15 protein-coding genes are annotated in these 20,450 nt (G+C 60.9%); 10 read left to right on the top strand and 5 right to left on the bottom strand.

The window, feature by feature from the left end:
• Nucleotides 1–16 precede the first annotated feature (16 nt).
• The 9 genes from AWB72_RS16635 (at nt 17) to AWB72_RS16595 (ending at nt 12,139) form a co-directional block, all read left to right on the top strand.
• Nucleotides 17–661 carry a hypothetical protein gene (locus AWB72_RS16635; protein WP_143754636.1) on the top strand — a complete coding sequence of 215 codons (645 nt, stop codon included), beginning with the start codon at nt 17–19 and terminating at the stop codon, nt 659–661.
• A gap of 100 nt (nt 662–761) precedes the next feature.
• Nucleotides 762–1,415 carry a hypothetical protein gene (locus tag AWB72_RS16630; protein ID WP_143754635.1) on the top strand — a complete coding sequence of 218 codons (654 nt, stop codon included), beginning with the start codon at nt 762–764 and terminating at the stop codon, nt 1,413–1,415.
• Between the two features lie 1,185 nt (nt 1,416–2,600).
• Nucleotides 2,601–3,266 carry a nuclease-related domain-containing protein gene (locus AWB72_RS16625; protein WP_159459373.1) on the top strand — a complete coding sequence of 222 codons (666 nt, stop codon included), beginning with the start codon at nt 2,601–2,603 and terminating at the stop codon, nt 3,264–3,266.
• Nucleotides 3,267–3,954: 688 nt separating this feature from the next.
• Nucleotides 3,955–4,428 (top strand): hypothetical protein, encoded by a 474-nt coding sequence (locus AWB72_RS16620; protein WP_087128318.1) that lies wholly within the window; start codon nt 3,955–3,957, stop codon nt 4,426–4,428.
• Between the two features lie 698 nt (nt 4,429–5,126).
• Nucleotides 5,127–6,152 carry a hypothetical protein gene (locus tag AWB72_RS16615; RefSeq protein ID WP_159459372.1) on the top strand — a complete coding sequence of 342 codons (1,026 nt, stop codon included), beginning with the start codon at nt 5,127–5,129 and terminating at the stop codon, nt 6,150–6,152.
• Nucleotides 6,153–7,286: 1,134 nt separating this feature from the next.
• Nucleotides 7,287–8,135 (top strand): glycosyltransferase family 2 protein, encoded by an 849-nt coding sequence (locus AWB72_RS16610; protein ID WP_087128315.1) that lies wholly within the window; start codon nt 7,287–7,289, stop codon nt 8,133–8,135.
• The gene (locus AWB72_RS16605; protein ID WP_087128313.1) at nt 8,132–9,085 is read left to right on the top strand and encodes a UDP-glucose 4-epimerase family protein; all 954 of its coding nucleotides are present in this window, start codon (nt 8,132–8,134) and stop codon (nt 9,083–9,085) included. The genes AWB72_RS16610 and AWB72_RS16605 overlap by 4 nt, the downstream gene beginning before the upstream one ends.
• Nucleotides 9,086–9,185: 100 nt before the next feature.
• Nucleotides 9,186–10,235: an MraY family glycosyltransferase gene (locus tag AWB72_RS16600; RefSeq protein WP_087128312.1), complete on the top strand. Its 1,050-nt coding sequence runs from the start codon at nt 9,186–9,188 to the stop codon at nt 10,233–10,235.
• Nucleotides 10,232–12,139, top strand: coding sequence for a polysaccharide biosynthesis protein (locus AWB72_RS16595; RefSeq protein WP_087128310.1), 1,908 nt, complete (start codon nt 10,232–10,234; stop codon nt 12,137–12,139). The genes AWB72_RS16600 and AWB72_RS16595 overlap by 4 nt, the downstream gene beginning before the upstream one ends.
• A 4-nt stretch (nt 12,140–12,143) precedes the next feature.
• Here the strand turns inward: AWB72_RS16595 and AWB72_RS16590 are convergent, their stop codons facing one another.
• The 3 genes from AWB72_RS16590 to AWB72_RS16580 form a co-directional block, all read right to left on the bottom strand.
• Nucleotides 12,144–13,067, bottom strand: coding sequence for a LysR family transcriptional regulator (locus tag AWB72_RS16590; RefSeq protein WP_087128309.1), 924 nt, complete (start codon nt 13,065–13,067; stop codon nt 12,144–12,146).
• Between the two features lie 110 nt (nt 13,068–13,177).
• Nucleotides 13,178–13,768 carry a phosphatase PAP2 family protein gene (locus tag AWB72_RS16585; RefSeq protein ID WP_040050790.1) on the bottom strand — a complete coding sequence of 197 codons (591 nt, stop codon included), beginning with the start codon at nt 13,766–13,768 and terminating at the stop codon, nt 13,178–13,180.
• 35 nt (nt 13,769–13,803) lie between these two features.
• Complete coding sequence (locus tag AWB72_RS16580; protein WP_040050789.1) at nt 13,804–14,889, bottom strand: GlxA family transcriptional regulator; 1,086 nt, start codon at nt 14,887–14,889, stop codon at nt 13,804–13,806.
• 355 nt (nt 14,890–15,244) lie between these two features.
• On the opposite strand from AWB72_RS16580, the gene galU reads away from it, so the two are divergent.
• Nucleotides 15,245–16,189, top strand: a complete 945-nt coding sequence (gene galU / locus AWB72_RS16575) for a UTP--glucose-1-phosphate uridylyltransferase GalU (RefSeq protein WP_087128307.1) — start codon at nt 15,245–15,247, stop codon at nt 16,187–16,189.
• A gap of 780 nt (nt 16,190–16,969) precedes the next feature.
• Here the strand turns inward: galU and AWB72_RS16570 are convergent.
• Nucleotides 16,970–17,422 carry a GDP-mannose mannosyl hydrolase gene (locus AWB72_RS16570; RefSeq protein WP_040050886.1) on the bottom strand — a complete coding sequence of 151 codons (453 nt, stop codon included), beginning with the start codon at nt 17,420–17,422 and terminating at the stop codon, nt 16,970–16,972.
• 187 nt (nt 17,423–17,609) lie between these two features.
• Nucleotides 17,610–19,550, bottom strand: coding sequence for a hypothetical protein (locus AWB72_RS16565; protein ID WP_244285652.1), 1,941 nt, complete (start codon nt 19,548–19,550; stop codon nt 17,610–17,612).
• Nucleotides 19,551–20,450 lie beyond the last annotated feature (900 nt).

The raw sequence follows: 20,450 nt of genomic DNA, 5'->3' as shown, positions 1-20,450 counted from the left end.
AAAGGAGGTAGTACCAATGCATGTGTGCGAGCACTGTGATCACCAAAGAAGCGACGAACTCTCCAAGGCCATACATTTACGCCTTGGTTACCGGGGATATCTAGGTAACCTCGACGAATTGACTGCGAAACGGCACAGCTACATTGACTTCGCACATCACCTGAACGGCATCCTCTTTCGTCTCCTAAGAGACGACTTTGTTCTGGAAGAGGAATTGAGCGTGTTTGTAGGTCGGCCGTCTGCTACTCCAGTGATGCGCGCCGATAGCGTCCTCGTGACCTCCTTCGGACTGTTCGTCATTGCTCGCATCAGCGCCAGCGGACTCATCACCAGCGACGAGCAGCGTGGGGAACTCGGCGCAAGCCACGGACTGGGCAATCGAGAAGTTTTCAGCTACCAAGATCCCACCCCCGTTGCGGGCGCGCTTAAGCTCGTCCTCAGAGATTTGGCATTTCCCGTCGAGGCCGTCACCATCTTTGACAACCCCGCCTGTCAACTCGCAAAGACGCTCCCGCTCAACATGTTGAAGCTGTGCGAGCTACAGCACTTCTTGAGAGTTAAGGAAGAGCAGATGCGCGGTTTCTATCGGCGAGTCGATACGGAAGGCATATACCGGCGATTGCGAGCGTGTTGCAACAGACCAATGCAGGGTAAGCATTGACCCGTGCTGTCACATATCAGCTCGGCCCGCCACGTAATAGAAGGCCTCATTGCTTCAACGGCGGAATCCGACAGACTCTGCAACCCAGCGAGTACCTCCCATGTCACTATCTAGAAAGACGAGTATTCAAGAGCAATGCCCGACCTGTGGTTACTGGCACGATGCGCCCTTCATCCCCACGCGGGCCCTGCTCGGCCAACCGAAGGGAAACGCAAGCGATACAACGCTACAGGAACGACAACGAAAGATTGAAACGTTCACTAGAAAATTGGGCGATGTCATGTCATCGCTTGGTGCTGACCATGCCCACATTGTTCAACAGCTTACGGTCATGACGTCGCAAGGGATGACTGGTCCCGTGGCTCAAGCAGACTTCGTGGTGGTGACCGGCATTGGTGTGTTTGTCATCAGCCGGATGGAGTGCGATGGTTTCGTCAGCCGCGGCGAAGATCAGCATAGTCTGATAGTGCAAGACGCAACCGGCGGCATCCGCCGTTACCGATCGCCGTTAAGATGCACGATGGCGGTGGTGGGCTTCCTTCGAGCGCTTTTCGCCGACTTCCCAGGTTCGATTGAGGCGCTCGCCGTCTTTGACGACGAGCGCTGCACATTGGTTCGCGGGCTGCCGACGTCGCTTGTTACGACGAAGGAACTCGGACACTTCTTCCGCATCCGTCGGAACGCAGCATATTGCAAGGGCTGGAACTTTGAGCGCACCGAAATGACCGACCTGCTGCTCAGCGCTTGCAAGTAGGGCTGTGGCGGCCCGCCAACGAATACTCGATTCCGCCGACGCATTCCATCGTCACGAGCGGTGAAGTCATTCTGTTTGGCGGCGAATGCAGGGTTCCGCCTGAAGTTTCGCGAGCGATTCCGTGCGACGCTCCAGTGTGCCGTAGCGTTGTAACCCCCAACGTCGCGCAGCGGCGACTTGACTCAACCGACGCTTTGTTCTTGTGTTGAGCGTGAGCGCTAGTCGGCGAAACTCGCATCACGGAGATGGCTAGAACGGGCCGCCACACATCGCTTTGGCGGACTTGTTAGTTAGATTACGAATGGTAATGACGGCTGGTGCGTCGACTGATAACTAAAGTTCCATGCAAGCGCAAACCAACCTTGCGCCGGCGCGGGTGGTAAAGCGACGTCTTATACACGTGGGCGACCGCCGAGCGCGGCGGAGCCGTCGCAGGCTGAAGGTATTGGAGGCGAACCCCGGGACCGAAATCCGGTCCCATGCCGTCCCTATGCCTTGACATCGTGAACTAGCAGGCATGCTGGATTTGTCCCAACGAGATGAGTGCAGACATGCCAATACAAAAACGTTCCTGCCGCGCGCATTCCGCCCAGCGAGCGGCGCCGACCCATGCTCGCGGTTCGATCGAACACACGTCCGAACGCGAACGCACTCGCACCCCAGTGCACGCAGCGCGCAAGCATCCCCTCCGGCAAGGCCTACCTCGATCAACAGGTCCGTCTGCCCTCAGCATCCCGTCCCCAACGGTGCGTCTGCCCGCACGATGCGCGGACGCCGAAATCCGACATCTTGAAGCGGTGATTCGTCACGTCGCTGGCGCGCACGGCGCGTCTTTACATGCCTACCTGCCTCAGTCGTATTGGCTCGCACGGCTCGAGCGCATCAAGCAAAAGACTTGCCTCATCCCAACTCAGCAGCAACGCATCGCGGCATTGCGAAGCTTGCTGCTGGAGAGCGAGCCGCACGAGTGTCAATGCGCGTAGGTTCGCCTGGCGGTGTTCTCGTAGCGCAACCTACCCACCTTCTTATTCGCCCATTACCGCTCGCCTCACTCAATGATGCTCGGTCGAGCTATGCCGCCAGAGGTGGCCGCGCGGTTGGCGGCCTGACTTGCAAATGAGATCGCAGTGGCATGCGATGACTTCCCTTAGAAGTCACCCCCATCAACGAAAGCCGAGAGACCAAATGAGAAAGCACGACCAAGACCGAATGCCGACGCACGACCTACCGAACGAGACGGCCAGCGCCGCTGACGAAACCTTCAGCCATTCCCGCAGGACAAGGAAAGACGCGACCAACGCAGCGAAAAACCGTCCACGCGTGAGCCGCGCGTTGCTGATGCGCATTGCGCCGATCTTTCAGCATGCGTGCGATGGCCGAGCGCATGTGCGCCATGCAATCGAGCTCGAACACGCGCCGGGCACCAAGAATCCAACAACGCAGGTTGATTGCCTCGCGATCACACCGTTTGGCGTGTTCGTCGTGAACCACCTCCACTGGACAGGCCTGGTCAAACCGGGAACCAACGAAGATGAACTGGCCGTCGTCGATGACCGTGGCGACGTGACGATTCATACGTCGCCGCTGCGCCGAGCGAAGCCGGCCGTGCGGCATTTGCGGTCGGTGCTGTCTCAGCACGACTGTCCGGTCGAGAGTATCGCCGTTCTAGGCGAAGCGGGCGGCAGCCTGCATCCGACCGTGCCGGATGGCGTCTTGACCTTGCCAGACGTGCACTACTTCGTGCGCACGAGGTTGAACCGCTTCCGCGCAACGCACCGGCGCTATTTAGATGTGGACAACCTCGCTTGCCATATCGACTGGCTTTGCTCTCGCGGGCGCTCGCGCCCGTGATACCGGTACCCGGAATCGCTGTTTCGTTATATCGCAGCGCGCCCGCCACGTTAAACCGGAGCCAACCCTCGAACGTTGTCCGTGGCGCAGCGTCGGGCACACCGATCTCTATCGCGCTCGAACGGCAACCGCCGCCTGAGCTGCCCGCTCCGTGAAATCGATATCCGCCATCAGACTGGAAAGACGCCGTTTTTACGAAGCTTTCGAGCGGAAACCTTCCAATGGGCGCGCTATATTCGTTGCACCCACCGCGTATTCACGCATCGACCTTAGCCAAGCGCACGGCTGACGCGCGCTTGCCACTCCTTTTATACCTGGCGGCTCGGGGCAATTGCAGTCCCGGCTCGCACGCGAGTTCATTGAGCGACCCGCCACCGTTTCCCATCGTTGTAACGAGCGCTGGTCCCCCGTCGCGTCGTCCTTCGTGTTTCCGTGCAAGACAAGCGCGCTTGCGGCCGGAACGAAGCCGTTGTCTCGCACCAACACAGTTATCTGTTCGACGGCCACCCCTGCGCACCCGTGGTCGCAGGACGTTGCTCGTCATCCGTTTTCAGCATCTCGCGCGCCACGCTGGTTCGCTGCGCGATCAGTTATGCGTCGCGCACGATCCACCGCTGTCCTATTTCACCACCGTAGTCTGGCCTGGCAAACCGCCGAAGGCCGCTACTTTCTTAGCCAAGGAGGCTTTATGAAACTCGCCGTACTAGAAGTCCGCTATGCAGGTGGCTTGATCCTGACCGACCGCGTTGTCGTTCAGGCGTCATCCGGGATTTTGCTGCCGCCGCGCTTGAGCGCGATGCTTACCGAGCTCGAAAAGACAGAGCACCGCACGTCGATTCGAGTTTCGGTAGACGGCGTCATCTATCGCGTGACAGGCGCCCCCGACGGCGAATTTGCGGTGGGGGCCAAGCTGCCTTTCGGTGAGCGTCTAGTCACGACGCTGAAAAGTGTCGCAACTCCCAATCGCGCTCAACGGCGACTCAACCGGCGCTTCGCCCATATGCTGAGTGCCTTTTCGTTGATCGGCGCGTGCTACCTCGTTCAGTCAAGCAAGGACTGGGACGCAGGTGTCATCGTTGAAACCGCGTTGCTTTGCGTCACGTCCGCGGCTCTGTTCATCATCGGACATATGTGCTTTCCGGGTGATCACGAATCGACGTGACGATGATGCTGAAGCTTGCCTTATTGGCTTCTTCGTAGCAGTGGTTCGGCCGTTCGTCGACGCGACGTTGATTTCAAAGTCGATCGACGTTGTTTGTGCAGACCACGCCGCTTGGCGTGGTCTGCCTCATTAACGACTGGCGATTCCGCTCGCGCCACTTACGGGTCCAATGAATCGGGGCACTCACGTCTTGCTGAGAATTCCGGTCGTCATAGCCGTCGGGCCCTACGCCGCAGTGCGCGCTTCGTTGCTCCCGCGAAAGAATCTTCTCAACGTCAATCTCTAAGGCGTTGTCCCGCCTCGGTCGTCGGCGTACTTAAACCGGGATGCTCTGCTTTGCCCGGCCTACGAGGGCAGGGATTAGAAGACCGACGCACATTGAGGTGCAAGGGCGAGGGTGCCTCCGGTGCCCACGAATTCAGTTGTCGTTGTTGACGAGCGGTGTCCGTCGGCAACGGGACGCTCATCACCGTCACCGCTGCCACAACCGAAGAGCACCGACGCGACCCTACCGCAAAAACAGCATCGCGCGGAAAAAGATGGACGCCGGGCTAGCGCGGTCGCTTTCGGAAGGTGCCAGCCGAGGCTTCACCAAGCGACCCGTCGCCCGCACTTTCGTATCCGCCCCGTGATTCCGTCTTGGGGTCAGTGCACGCAGAGACGCCAGGGTTGACTCGCCGGCGCTGAAGGAAAAGGAAGTGGCATCAAATCATCGCGTCATTGCATGGTCTTCACCGTGTTTCGCGAACGAACAAGGAGGGAAAAAGATGGCTGCAAGAATGTGGGTGGCTAGAACAATGGATGGGCAAGAAGTCTCCGCCGAGACGATCGGTTCTCTCCAAGAGCCTCCGCCGTTGAGATGTGTGAATTGCAGCGCGCCCGTCAGTTACGTTCCGCAGCACGCACGCGAGAGTCGGGGCAAAGCCTGCACGGTCAAGGCGTATTTCCGCTTGTTTCCGAAGGTGGCGCATAACACGCGGTGCATGTTCAATGTCGAGGAGCAACTGAAAATCATTGCGCGTCGTTCGTTCGGTCTTTTGCAGGCCATCGAACGCGGACAATATCGTTTTCGTCTGCTCGCAATCGCTGATATACGCGACGTGGACAAGCTTTCAAAGCGTCCGAAAATATCTCGCAAGGCCGATATGGCAGGAGACGGCAGTGCGTTCTTTTCAAGCGACTCCCGCCGTTTTCTGTCGGCGTACATTAACGCGGCGAAGCGAGTGATAGAACTTCGAAGTTTGTGTGCGAGCAATTCCGGTCTTAGAGACCGTCTCGAATTCGTCTTCGATGGGATGTCAGTCAATTGGGAGGATTTCTATTACGAGGAAGCGCGATTTCTCGCAGCCTATCGTTGGCTCGGTAAGACTGCAACTTCTTTTCCGGTCACGCTTGTGGGCACGGTAGCCAATATTGAGACTATCGAGAGACATGGTCGGTCGTTGTATGTTTTGCATATGAAGTCGTCTGCAGTGCACTCATATTCTCGTGACCCGATGGTAGGAGAACTCGCGCACGCCACGGCATGGACCAATCAAGCTGAATGGTTGCATTCGCTCAAGCGAAACGACACTGTGCTTATTTTCGGCCATTGGCGGCATGCGACAACCAATACAGTTACTACCTTTGCACGCAATGGCGACAGCAAATTTCGCAAATATCTCGAACGGCAGTTATCAATCTGGCTACACGTGAAGTCTCAGATATCCCGAGTGGCTGCGTAGTGTGCGATTGGGTCGCCGTTAGGCATTGCTGCTTACGTGACGTGTGTTATTGAATAACGATCGTTTCGGGTTTAGCGCCGCGCATGCCTCGCCATCGACTTGTCCAGTATGTCGCTCACTGCAGTCGGGATCATGCTATCGGATGAGCGGGCTTACTGGCAAGCAGCCCTCCCCGGCTAAATTGCTTGAACAGATCGCGATCGGTCGTGACAAATACAAAGCTAATCGGTGGCGTCCGCGCGGACGTATCCTCAGTCGCTCCTCCTTTTCGTTGGGAACTGCGAGTCATAGCACGCGTGTGTCCAGCAGCACTCAGGCTCCGCAGGCCCTCGCGGAAGCAGCATCCAAAAGTCGCAGGCGCATTAATTTAACGGATTTGCGCTGCACGCTATTAGAGAAGAGCAAAGAGAGAGCGCGGGCTGCGGCGTTAAACGCTGATAACAACGACGCATGTCCGCGTCGTTGATTGCAGGAGGTTTTGTGGTGCACCAGTGATGGAGTCATTGTGCGTGCAATTTCATCGTGAAAGGGGAAGCGATGCGTACCGGTCACCGCACCGGAGCTACCTTATGCTAGAACCTGCGGCATCTTGCTGGTCCGGGAAGATGCCAATTGCGAAAAGAATGACCGGAATATGCCAGGTGTATTGGTCGCTGTGATCGACAATAAAGGATCCGAAAAAGAGATGACGTTGAAGCAGCGAGTACGTCGAGGGACTTGGTACGTCAACCTATTTCGGCGCCATCTGAACAGTTGGGTCCACCTGTTCAGAATCGTCCCTCTACATCGGAGCTCCGAGGCAGACGTCGTTCTTTCAACGTGATGGTGACGCGGTGAAAGTCGCGTTATGCCAATCAGAGAGAGCAGGCCGTGCGTTTGCCATAGCCACAACCTTCATACGCTGCTTGCTCCCCAAGCATCTGCCCCGCGGAAAAATTGACTAACGTTTGGAAGAGCGTCGAGACGAGCACCTTGTGGGAAATACCGAGGTTCGCAGGCTTCGACAGGGGCGGCGCATCCATCCCGCCGGCATTAGCCGCGTTTGATTATTTCCTACGCGCGGCTCATTTCAGGGAAAATGTCGGCTGCGTCGTCCGACAGTAGGGTGGCGCGTTCAGAACTCAGTCGCTAAGGATGCAGTTGAACTCCCAATACGCCAGCGCAAGCTCAGCTCAATTGATAAGCGTATCCCTCGTTGTGTACCGGCCGCATCGGCAGCTTCTTGAACGCACGCTGATAACGCTCGATAACGCGTTGCATTGTGTGTTTCCCGCGGATCTCAGCGTCTCTGCGCCGCTGTATCTGATCAACAACGGAACGGACGAAGGGTTCAGCCTGTCCGAGGTTGCCGGCGACACGGCGCTTAAGACGCACGTCATCGAAGGCCAGGGCAACGTCGGCTATGGCCGAGGCCACAACCTCGCCATCGAACGCACATCGAGCCGCTACCACCTGATCCTGAACCCCGACATCGAACTGGAAAGCGACGCGCTCGTGCAGGCAATCGCCTTCATGGATGCGCACCCGGAAGTCGGCCTGCTTTCCCCGTTCATCCTGGAAGACGACGGCAGCCAGCAGTTCCTCTGCCGCCGCTACCCGACCGTCTTCGACCTCTTCATCCGCGGCTTCCTCCCGCGAAGCCTGAGAAAGCCATTCAAAGCGCGACTGGCAAGATACGAAATGCGCGACGTCATCGGCGATAGAAACATCGTCTGGGAACCGCCCATCGTCAGCGGCTGTTTCATGCTGTTCCGCACCGAAGTGCTGAAACAGCTCAACGGTTTCGACCCGCGTTATTTCCTCTACTTCGAAGACTACGACCTGAGCCTGCGCGCACACGATGTCGCGCGCGTGGCCTACGTGCCTTCCGTGCGCGTGCTGCATCATGGCGGCGACGCGGCGGGCAAGGGCTGGACGCACATCAAGCTCTTCATCGCGTCGGCGTACAAGTTCTTCAACCGGTTCGGATGGAAGTGGCTATGAGCGAACGCATCGGCATCACGGGGGCGAACGGTTTCGTCGGACGTGCGGTCACGCGCGCTTTGCTCGATGGGGGCAGGGAACCGCTCGGCATCGTTCGTCAGAGCGCGGGCCCGCATTCCGTCCGAATAAACTCGCTCGACGCCATCACGCCCGCCGTCTTCGAAGGCTGCGCATCCGTGATCCATCTGGCCGCGCGCGTCCACGTGATGAACGACGCCGCCGCCGATCCGCTCGCCGCTTTCCGCGCCGTCAACGTCGACGGCGCGCTCAAAACCGCCGACGCCGCGCACAGCGCCGGCGCCACGCGCTTCGTCTTCGTGAGCAGCATCAAGGCGCTCGCGGAACTCGACGACGGCCGACCGCTGACCGAAACCGACGAACGCCGTCCGCCCGATCCCTACGGTGTATCCAAAGCCGAAGCCGAAGTCATGCTGCAGGAATTCGGCGCGCGCACGGGGCTGGAGATCGTGATCGTGCGCCCGCCGCTCGTCTACGGCCCCGAAGTGCGCGCGAACTTTCTGGCGCTGATGCGCGCCATCGCGAAAGGCATCCCGCTGCCAATCGGCGCGGTCACGGCGCAACGAAGCCTCGTCTACGTCGACAACCTCGCGAGCGCGATCGTCGAATGCGCGACACATCCGCGCGCCGCGAACCAGCTCTTCCACGTCACCGATGGCGAAGATCCCGGCGTCGCCGAACTCGCGCGCCGGCTCGGGCATCATCTGAACCGGCCGGCGCGCCTGGTTCCGGTGCCAGTCGGCATCCTGAAAGCGGCGGGGCGGCTGACGGGCAAAACGGCGCAGATCGAGCGTCTTACGGGCAGCTTGTGCGTGGATTCGTCCCATATCCGGGATGTGCTAGGCTGGCGCCCTCCGTTCTCGCTCGACGCGGGATTGGCTGCCACCGCCGCGTGGTTTCTGAGGAACCGGGAGCGTTCGGAAAAAGGCTAACGTCCCGTAACACCCGAAAGGCGGCAGTAACACGCGGATCGGCCGGAAACCGGCATGATTCGCCTAGTCAAAAGAACATAAACGTAGGCAATTCCGGGAAATGAGTGCCCCGCTGTCCCCCTTCGTCGTCGATTCGCCTTGGATCGCCGCACTGTGCGTCGCGGCGGCATCGCTGGCGGCGTGCGCGCTGATCCTGTTCCTGCTGCTGCGCACCGGGCTTGCCTGGCGGCTCGCCACGGACATTCCGAACGATCGTTCTCTGCACACGCGTCCCACGCCGCGCGTCGGCGGATGGGGCATCGTGCCGGTCGGCGTCATCGCCATGTTGATGCTCACGCGCTCGATGTGGCTCGCCGCGCTCCTCGCCGCCGCGCTCGCCGCCGTATCGCAGATCGATGACCGTCGCGGCTTGCCCGCGCGCGTGCGCTTCGGCGCGCACGTCGTCGCGGTCGCGCTGTTGATTGCGCTGAATCCCGCGCCGGCGCCGTGGTGGGCGCTCGTGGCCGTCGGCTTCCTGATGGTCTGGCTCGTCAATCTCTACAACTTCATGGACGGTTCCGACGGCCTCGCGGGCGGCATGGCGCTGTTCGGATTCGGCGGTTACGCCGTCGCCGCGCTCTCGGGACCGGTGCCGCAAATCGATCTGGGCATCGCCAGCGCGGCGATCGCCGGGGCGGCGGCAGGCTTTCTGCTCTTCAATTTCCATCCGGCACGGATTTTCCTAGGCGATTCGGGGTCGATTCCCCTAGGATTCCTTGCAGGAGCATTCGGTTACTGGGGCTGGCTGAAAGGTACGTGGCCGGTGTGGTTCCCGGCGCTCGTGTTTGCGCCGTTCATCGCGGATGCGTCCGTCACGCTGCTGCGGCGGCTCGCGCGCGGCGAGAAGTTCTGGCAGGCGCATCGCGAGCACTATTATCAACGCATGGTGCAGATGGGCGCCGGCCACGCGCGGACCGCGCTCGCGTGGTACGCGCTGATGCTCGCGGGCGTCGCGCTCGCCAACGGAGCGCTCGCGTGGTCGCCGGCGGGGCAGTGGGCGGCGGTCGCGACGTGGGTCATCGTGCTCGTGGCGGCGGGTCTCGTCGTCGATGCAAGCTGGCGGCGCCATCGGGCGCATCTATCCGAACAATCTCGAGGTGTACGCGGATGATTCGATTCAAGGCTTCGTGGCTTTCCGCAGGCGCCTTCACCTTCGACCTTCTCTCGGTGGCGGCGACGTGGCTCGTCGCCTACCTGATCCGCTTCAACGGTTCGGTGCCGCCGGAGTTCGAGCACGGCGCGCTCGTCGCGCTCATCTGGGTGCTGCCCGTCTACGGCGTGATGTTCCGCGTGTTCGGGCTGTATCGCGGCATGTGGGTGTTCGCGAGCCTGCCGGACCTGATGCGCATCTCGAAGTCGGTCGTGGTCGGCGCGCTCGTCGTGATGATCGGCGCGGTGCTGCTGCAGCCGATTCCTGTCATCCCGCGGTCCGTGCTGATCGTCGAGCCGCTGTTCCTCTTTCTCGCGATGGGCGGCGCGCGTGCGCTGTATCGCGCGGGGAAGGAGTTTTATCTGTATGGCGGTCTGGTCGGGCAGGGCAAGCCCGTGATCGTGCTCGGCGCGGGCACGGCCGGCGCGATGCTCGCGCGCGAACTGGCGCGTTCGTCGGAATGGCGTCTCGTCGGCCTGCTCGATGACGATTCCTCCAAGCAAGGCCGCGAAGTGCTCGGCCACAAAGTGCTCGGCTCGTTCGGCGATTTGGCGAAGATCGCGGAGCAGTACAAGACCGATTACGCGATCATCGCAATTCCGTCCGCTTCCGTCGATGAACAGCGCCGCGTCGCCACATTGTGCGTGCGCGCGGGCGTCAAGGTGATGGTGCTGCCCGCGCTCAATCAGTTGACGCAGGGCGAGGGCGGTTTCCTGTCGCGCGTGCGGCAGATCGACCTCGAAGACCTGCTGGGCCGCGAGCCTGTCAAGATCGACATGCCGCACGTCGAGCAATTGCTGCACGGTCGCGTCGTCATGGTGACGGGCGCGGGCGGGTCGATCGGCTCCGAGCTGTGCCGCCAGATCCTGCGCTTTTCGCCGGCGCAACTCATTGCCTACGATCTCAGCGAATACGCGATGTATCGCCTGATCGAAGAGCTGCACGAGAGGTTTCCGGAGTTGTCGGTGGTGCCGGTCGTCGGCGACGCGAAGGATTCGCTGCTGCTCGATCAGACCATGGCGCGCTTCACGCCGCATATCGTCTTCCACGCCGCCGCCTACAAGCACGTGCCGCTGATGGAGGAGCAGAACGCGTGGCAGGCCGTGCGCAACAACGTGCTCGGCACGCTGCGCGTCGCGCGTGCGGCCATTCGTCACGACGTCCGCCATTTCGTGCTCATTTCCACCGACAAGGCCGTCAACCCGACCAACGTGATGGGCGCGAGCAAGCGTCTCGCGGAAATGGCGTGTCAGGCGCTGCAGCAGACCGCGCCGCGCACGCAGTTCGAGACCGTGCGCTTCGGCAACGTGCTCGGCAGCGCGGGCAGCGTGATCCCGAAGTTCCAGCAGCAGATCGCGAAGGGCGGTCCTGTCACGGTCACGCATCCCGAAATTACGCGTTTCTTCATGACCATTCCCGAGGCCGCGCAACTCGTGCTGCAGGCATCGAGCATGGGGCGGGGCGGCGAGATTTTCATTCTCGACATGGGGCAGCCGGTGAAGATCGTCGATCTGGCGCGCGACCTGATTCGGCTCTACGGCTATAGCGAAGAGCAGATTCGCATCGTGTTCACGGGCTTGCGTCCCGGCGAAAAGCTCTACGAAGAACTCCTTGCCGACGACGAAACCACCACGCGCACGCCGCATCCGAAGCTGCGGATCGCGCAGGCGCGGGGCGTGCCGGATGCGTTCATCGACGAGCTATTGCCCTGGCTGATGCAGCATCGCGTGTTGTCGGACGACGAAGTGCGCCGCGATCTGCGCCGCTGGGTGCCCGAATATCAGACCGCTGTCGCGCCTGTATTGCAGAGCGTGCAGGTCGCCAAGGCAGCGAACGCAGCGACCGGACGCGAGGCGGCGGGCTGAAGTATCACTGCGCCTTCGCGTCTTGCTGAAACGCCGGCAACCGCGCATACAACTCCGCGACCCAGTCGATGAACACGCGCACGCGGCGCGGCTGATGCCGGTTCGCCGCATACAGTACCGACACCACGCGCGGATGCGCCGGATAGTCCGTCAGCACGCGCCGCAGCGCGCCGCTTTGCAGGTAAGGCGCGAGCGTGTAGCTCGAACTCTGGATCAGCCCGAGTCCCGCGAGGCCGCATGCGATGTATGAATCGCCATCGTTGACGGCGATCTTGTGCTTGAGCGCGATGCTGCGCGCTTCGCCATCGACGACGAATTCCCAGTTCCGCACGCGCCCCGACTTGTTGAGCACGTAGCCGACGGCGAGATGCCGGTCGAGATCGTCGAGCGTGTGCGGCTCGCCATATCGTTCGATGTATCCCGGCGATGCGCACGTGATCTGCGTATAGGCGCCGATGCGTTTCGCCACCAGCCCGACATCGCCGATCGCGCCGACGCGCACGACGCAATCGACCGCATCTTCGACGAGATCCACCTGGCGGTCGGTCAACAGCAATTCGACGCCGATATCCGGATACGCCGCGAAGAACTCAGGCAGCGCGGGAATGATGGTGCTCTTCGCCATCACTTGCGGCAGGCTGACCTTCACGTTGCCCTTGGGACTCAGCTTCGAATGCGACAGCGACGCTTCCATGTCGTCGACTTCGCCGAGCACGCGCACGCATCGCTCGTAATAGGCTTCGCCGTCTTCGGTGATGCTGATGCTGCGCGTCGTGCGGTTCAGGAGCCGCGCGCCGAGATGCGCTTCGAGCGCCTGCAGCGTGCGCGACACGCTCGCGGGCGGAAGGCGAAGCGCGTCGGCGGCTTTCGAGAAACTGCCCGATTCGACGACGCGCGCGAACACTTTCATTGCGAGGAAGCGGTCCATGCTCGATGTCCGAAGTCTTGGCCGCGCGCGTGACGAACCGTCATCGGGCGCGCGGCGTGTATGAGCCTGCGAATCAAGCGGGCATCATACTCACGACCTCGCCGCTTTGCTCAGGAGAGGCCGAGGCCCCGGCAGAGCCACCACGAGTAATGTTCGATGAGCGCCTGAAACGGCGCGTGATGCCCATACGCAATCGACGACACCGCGAGCAGCCCGACGCCCGCGACCGCCGCGCGCGGCATCTTGCGCGGCTGCTCGAACACGCGCACGAGCAGCATCGCGGCGATGGCGGCGCCGAGTATCCAGCCGGCGACGACTTCGCTCGGCGTATGCGCATCCTGAATGATGCGGCTCGCGCCGATCATGGCCGCGAGCGCGAGGCCGCCCGCCGCGCCCAGCCGATACCACGCGCCGCCGAGGCTGCCGAACAGCAGCGCGCCCGCGACCGTGTAGATGGATGCGGCGAGCATCGTGTGCCCGCTGATCATCCGGAAGTTGAGGGCGGAGACTTCGAGCCCGCAGCCTGCATAGAGAATCTTCGACAGGCCGACGAGCCCCATGCCTGCGCCGAGCAGCGCGGCCCAGCGCAGCGCGAGCCGAAAATCCACCGTGCGGAGCCACAACGCGCAGACGAGCGCGAGCGGCAATGTCAGCGCCGCATCCCCGAGGTTCGAACAAATCCAGAGTACCTTTGTTTCCATACGTGTCCGTTTTAGGTATCGCAGTGTTGAAACGGCTACGAGCTGTCCGCCTGTTTGCGGCGTCCCGCCATGCGATATTCGGTCGGTGAGATCGAGAGCCGTTTGCGAAAAATTTTCGCGAGGCCGTCGCCGCTGCCCGCGCCGCAACGCCGCGCGATCTTGTCCACGGGCAGATCGGTGGCGGCGAGCAGCATGCAGCTCGCATCGAGCCGCGCGCGCAGCAAGTATTCCGACGGCGTCAGGCCGATTTGCGCCTTGAAGCGACGCAGAAAGTTGCGTTCGCTCATCGCGGCGACGCGTGCGGCATCGGTGATCGAAATCGGCCGCACGTAATTCTCGCGGATCCAGCGCGCGGCCGCGTCGATCTTCTGACGCACGCCGCCGCCGTCGGTGTCGTCGAGCACCATGGCGAGCTTTTGCCACGCGCCGGGTATCGATCGTTCCGATACTTCGCGCGCGACCGCCGCGCCGTAATCGCGCTTGACCATGGACAGCGCCGCGGCGATCGGCCCTTTCGGGTCGTCGAGCGAGAGCGTCTGCTCGGCGATCAAGAGCGCATTCGACAATGCCGGCGACATGGCTTCCGCCGCCGGTTCATCGGCGAAATCGAGCGAGCGGTTCTGCAGCGTCAGATTCGATGCCGCGAGAAGGTGGGCGCCTTCGCCGATTGCCTTGATGAACGGAACCTTCGGCGCGATGCGGCCGAGCTGCTTCTTCAGCAGCGCATCGTGGCGCGCGCGCCGTGCGCCGGGGCCGCCCGCGATGAAGAGCGCGTCGCACTCGTTCATCCATCGCGCGTCGAGGCTTTCGGTCCAGACGCGCATGGAACAACTGCTCGCGACGCTGCCTCCTTCGCTGGACACGAACTGCAGCGAATAGTTCGGCGTTTCTGCAAACGATGTTGAAGAAGCGTGCGGTTGCTCACGTTGGCCGCGCGAATCGTCCGGCGCGGGGCACAACTCATTGGCAAGCGAGAAGACCTCGGAGATCGAACTGACTTCGACGAGAGAGAAGTCCTCGAAGACCAGAATGCCGATCCGCTTTGCCATGTCGGCGGACCGCGCGCCGGGCTCGGGCGGGCGCACGACTTGCAGCCGGCCCATACCATTGGCATATACCATCGACTTTCTCCTGTCGACCGTGGCGGGCGCAGCGGATGTCACGAGCGTGTCACCGGCGTGCCGCGTAGGTCTCATGCAAGACGGTTGCTTTCATCCCCCTTGTTCCGGGCAGGAACGTCGAAGCGGGAAAACTAAGCTCACATGCGTCGCACTATACGCGGCACCGAACAGCCGTCGCGTCGCCAGTCTGAAAATGACGAAGTGTTGGCAGATGATTTCGATATCGGGCGAATAAGCTGACGCTACTCGTGTCGTCTGACGAATTCGGCGACGGCGACAACCCAACAAGAGGCGGCTGCGAACGCTCGATCAAGCGTCGCGGTCGCTTTGCACATTCAACGAACAAGGTGAGCCGATGCTAAAAGTGCGCAAAGCGGTATTTCCGGTGGCGGGACTCGGTACGCGATTTCTTCCCGCAACGAAGGCGAGCCCGAAGGAAATGTTGCCGGTGGTGGACAAGCCGCTGATTCAGTATGCGGTCGAAGAGGCGATGGCCGCGGGCATCACGGAGATGATCTTCGTGACGGGCCGCAGCAAGCGCGCGATCGAGGATCACTTCGACAAGTCGTATGAGATCGAGGCCGAGCTCGAAGCACGCGGCAAGGCGAAGCTGCTCGAACTCGTGCGCGGTATTTTGCCGAGCCATGTGACGTGCATGTACGTGCGGCAGGCCGAGGCGCTCGGCCTCGGGCATGCGGTGTTGTGCGCGGAGAAGCTCGTCGGCGATGAGCCGTTTGCTGTCGTGCTCGCGGACGATTTGCTGGATGGCCAGCCGCCTGTGCTGGCGCAGATGGTCGATGTATTCGATCACTATCATTCGTCGGTGATTGGGGTCGAGGAGATCGATCGGAAGGATTCGCGTTCGTATGGCGTGATCGAAGGCAAGCCTTGGGACGATGGACTCTTCAAGCTGTCGCGTGTGGTGGAGAAGCCTGAGCCGGCGGTGGCGCCTTCGAATTTCGGCGTGGTCGGGCGATATGTGCTGATGCCGCGGATCTTCGAATTCCTGCGGAACCAGAAGCCCGGCGCGGGCGGCGAGATTCAGTTGACCGACGGGATTCAGACGCTCCTTTCGCAGGAGCAGGTGCTGGCGTATCGGTATCGCGGGAAGCGGTTCGATTGCGGCAGCAAGCTGGGTTATCTCAAGGCTACTGTGGAGTTTGCACTCCGACATCCTGAGGTTCGAACCGAGTTCGAAGAATATCTGAAAGGTCAGTTCTTGCCTCCGGCGGTTGTTGAGGATGTTCTCGATGCCGAGAGCGTTTCTGATGTCGTGCCTTTGCCTGTTGCTGAGGCTTGAGCTTTTTGCTTTTGTGCTTCCTGCCCCGGGGGGGGGTGGCCTCTCGGGCCAGTGGGATTTGCTCTACTTATTTTCGCGTCGGTCTATTAGCACGCCCCTCCCCGGGGCGGGGGTCACTTTCTTTGCTGCTGCAAAGAAAGTAACCAAAGAAAGCAGCTTTTCTGGCCCGAAGCACTGACTGCGTGATCACTCCGTAGAACCAGATTGGCACTCAGCTTGAATCAACCTTGAATCACCTTCCACGCCCGCTGAGCGCCACCCCACGCGAGCCCCCCGGCTCGACAACACCCATCGAAGACCACCGCTCACGCAAGATAAAAACGAATCCACGCAGCAAATCTCCAATCGCTAACCAAGCTCGCCAAGTCACGCCCGGCAGACCAAGCCCGGCAGCCTAAGCCCGGCAACCCACGCACACCAAGCAAGGGCGCATGCATTGATGGCGATGATCAGTAGGTTTCTGTGAGTTTGTGCTGTGCGTGGTGCGATGTGCGCGATGGTTTTATCGAGCCTGGGGGCTCGCATGGGGTGGCGCACAGTGGGCGTGGAGGGTGATTCAAGGTTGATTCAAACTGAGTGCCAACGTGGCACTACGGAGTGGTCACGCCGGTAGTGCTTTGGGCCAAGAAAGCTGCTTTCTTTGGTTACTTTCTTTGCAGCAGCAAAGAAAGTGACCCCCGCCCCGGGGAGGGGCGAGCCAATAGACCGACGCGAAAACAAGTTCACCAAAAATAATTCGGCAACCTAATCAAAAACCCTTGCACGAGAGAAAGAAGCAAATTAACGAAAATAAGCCTTAGTATTCTCATGCACGTCGTTCTGCGCGAGCAGATCCTCAAGGTGCAACCATTGATACTCACTGTGCTGATCGAACCGTCCGATAGGGACGGCGCCCGATAGACTCATCGCATAAGCGAGCACGATATAGTGCGTACCAAACCCTTGAGCACCAGAAAAATTATCGTCATAGCAGTGTTCGAACACCCCAAAGAATCGCGACGATGACCGCTCCACACTGGCGACGCCAAGCTCATTGTGCACAATGCGCCTGAACGCCGCGTCGAGCGATTCGTCCTTCGCAATGCGCCCGCCCGGCACGAACCACGTCCCCTGTGCAGGCCGGTTCCGACGCCGCCCCACAAGCACCCGCCGATTGCCATCGGTAACAATGAGATCGATCGACACGAGCGGAGTCAGCCGCACCACCGTCATGAAGTCCGCTTCGCTCAGCAGCGCCGTTGCGTTGGTCATTTTTGTTTTGATCGTTATGGATGATGGATGCCGGTCCCCGTTTTTTCATCAGACTCAGCGCAAATTCAGTGTAGCGCGCGCGTGCATGCGGCAGTCAGCCGCAGCACTGGTCATAACCGACTAAAGATCGCTAGCGCATGCCATCGGCCGAACGTCCCTCACTGGCGCGTCATTGCCCGACATAACCCGCAGGCTTCGTCACGTGCGCACGCATCGCGGCGGCGTTATCGGAGACCACATACACCGGCGCTTCGCTCAACGTGAGCGTCACGCGTCCATCGCTGTATCGCTTCGACGATGCATTGCCCATCATGTCGATGAGCGTCACCGTGCCCGACGTGCCCGGCGCATCGACGGCGAGCGCGTAATTCACGGCATGCGTCGCATCGAAGCCATCAGGCCCCGGCCACGTTGCATTGCGATGCGTCCACAACGCCGTCACCACCTTGCCGCCATTCAGGCGCTGGAACGCATACGCATAGACGCCCCTGGGCGTGCCGTCGATATAACCGAGCGTCGTCGTGCCGTCGATGATGCGCGTCATCGCGGCCACCGCCATCGCGGCAGGCTTCGGGCTGATCTGCTTCTGACCATAACCGCCCGCCGCATTCACGAGATCGAAGAACACGCCATAACCCACTTCGGGCGGATCCGCGCTATAGAACACGAAGCTCACGTCCGCGCCTTCGCCGAGCAGGATCAGATGCGCGCGCGCGACCACCGCGCCCTGTGCATAGAGCACGTTCCAGTCGGGCGTATGCGCGCCGTACTTGCTGCCGATGTCATAACTCACGCCCGTCTCCGTCACGAAGAGCTTCGCGCCCGGCTTCACGATGTTCGTCATCGCGCGACGCAATGCGCGCATCGCGGCGGGCATCGCCTTGGCGGACGTGGAGGCATCCGCATCGAAACGTTCCGGCGGATGCGACGGCGACGTGCCCACGTCGTAGTAGCCGTGCACGCTCACGCCATCCAGATACTTGCCGATGCCAAGCGGCGCGAGACGCTCGAGCCACGTCGTGTTCGAAGCGAGATTCGATAGCGTCAGCCCCATCACGACCGCGTTCGGATCGCCCGCATGAATGGCCTCGTGCGTGGCCTTGTACATCGCGACGAGGTTCGCATCCGAATCGCGCCAGGGCAGGCCGCCTTCGTAATCCGGCTCCCACGTGACCTGGTAGTAGTTGTGCGCCTGTTGCGGGAACCAGCGCTTGCGCACCGTGCTCGATTCCTCGCCTACGCGCTTCATGTAGTCGCGGTAGGCATCGAAAAATGCCGATGCAGGCGCGTAGCTGTGCGTCGTCTCTTTGGTCGGACTCGCCCATGCGGGAATGCCGTCGAGCTGAATGAGGCGCAGCAGATCGCCGGGTTTGAAGAAGGGCGCGAGATTGTCCGCGGTCGCGGAGAACGCGTGCGGACCTTTCTCCTCGGTCATGTACCAGTTGCGATTGTCGTTGACCCACGTGAGACCGAGATCCGGATAGAGCGGGCGATAACCGTCGCCCGAGCAGCATCCTTCGCCCGGCTTGAGATACGCCGCGCCCTGTCCGCCGAAGCGATGCTGATCCGGATGCGCATACGTCACGGCCGGCAGCGCCGCCGATACATCGGGCAGCACGCCGAACGTCGCGATGCCGGCGGGCCGCGTGCCGCGCTGGGGCAACGCGCTCTTCTCCGATTCGAGCGATGCGCTCACCGCGAAATACCCCGCCGCCCGCGATGAACACGCGAGCGTGTACGTGCCGGGCTTCGCATCGACGGCGAAGCGGCCGCTCGCCTTCACGACGTTCCACGCGTCGCGGATCTCCCAGCTGACCGCATCGGCGGAGCTTGCGCGCGTCGTGATCGCAATGCGCAGCGGCGCGTTCAGCGCGAACATGCGCGTGCCGTCGCTGCCGGGCGTATCGGCTTCGATCGCGGGACCGTCGCGTCCCGCAGCTTCGGGCGAAGCGGGCGCGTCGCAGCGTAGCGGCGGTGTATCGAACGTGGCGCGCGTGTTGGCGATAGCGTGCGTGGCGGCTTCGTCGGACGTGGCGTTGTCGCAGGCGGTCATCGTCAGCAGCAGGGCGATGGCTGCCGTCACGCGGCGGGCGGAAGGGAATGGAATCATCGTGCGAAACTCGAGCCGTGCGGAAGCGCCCACGATGACTGCCGCGCGCAAGGCGAACCGTGCGCGCGCGCACGTGCGCCTGTCCTTCGTCCGATGAATGCGTCATTCCAGCGGCGGCCTACTTTTCAGATGTGAAACACACGCCCCCGTGCGCCAAATTGTTGCTGCGGCCGACGGAACCGGCAAAGTTGACCGATGCATCAGACGATTGCGTGTTGTGATTGAAAGCGTCCGCGGACCGCAATTTTTTCGTTCTGGTTTTCCGCTATTCCCCGGACGATTGAACCGCTTAACATCCGCTCGTTCGTAATTACCCAAATCGGTGCGCCGCCGCAAATGAACTAGGTTTTGGCGGAAACGTCCGGTCCGCGACCCCTTTGAACAGGGCGGCTCGCGGGCGTTCGACCCTTGCGCGCCGCAGCATCTTAATTCATATCAAAATACCCGATTATGTCGGTGAATAAATACTCGCAAAGCAATTTAAAAGCGCGTCTATTCAGTTTTGCTGCGGTAAATCGAAAATGCACTTCGATTAATAAAAAGTAGAATGACGGATTAAATACCTTGCATAGAATGCGTAAATCGCTTGTTGCAATTTGGCCGTTCATAAACCAAAAATTTCCGATTCACATGGCGCGAAGAGGACGCGTTATCCGCGCCGATGTTTCATCGATGAATCAATTTTGAATGCCGCGTGCGGGGCGCCGCAACGTGCGATAAGCCGCACAGCCGCGCGTGACAAGGCTTCCAGGCATTCGGTCGGCAGCGTATATGCAAAAGAAGCCAGCCGTTTCCGATGAATGAAACGTTCGTTCGTATGAAGATTTAATGAATTCGCGATGTCCGGCATTGAAAGAAGTTCAATCCGATTGAGCGAGAGGGTTATCAATGTGCGGTCAC

This window comes from Caballeronia concitans, from assembly GCF_001544615.1.
GTDB classification, from domain to species: domain Bacteria; phylum Pseudomonadota; class Gammaproteobacteria; order Burkholderiales; family Burkholderiaceae; genus Caballeronia; species Caballeronia concitans.
Note: the sequence above shows the minus strand (reverse complement) of the source record. Positions and strands in the feature narration are given on the sequence as shown.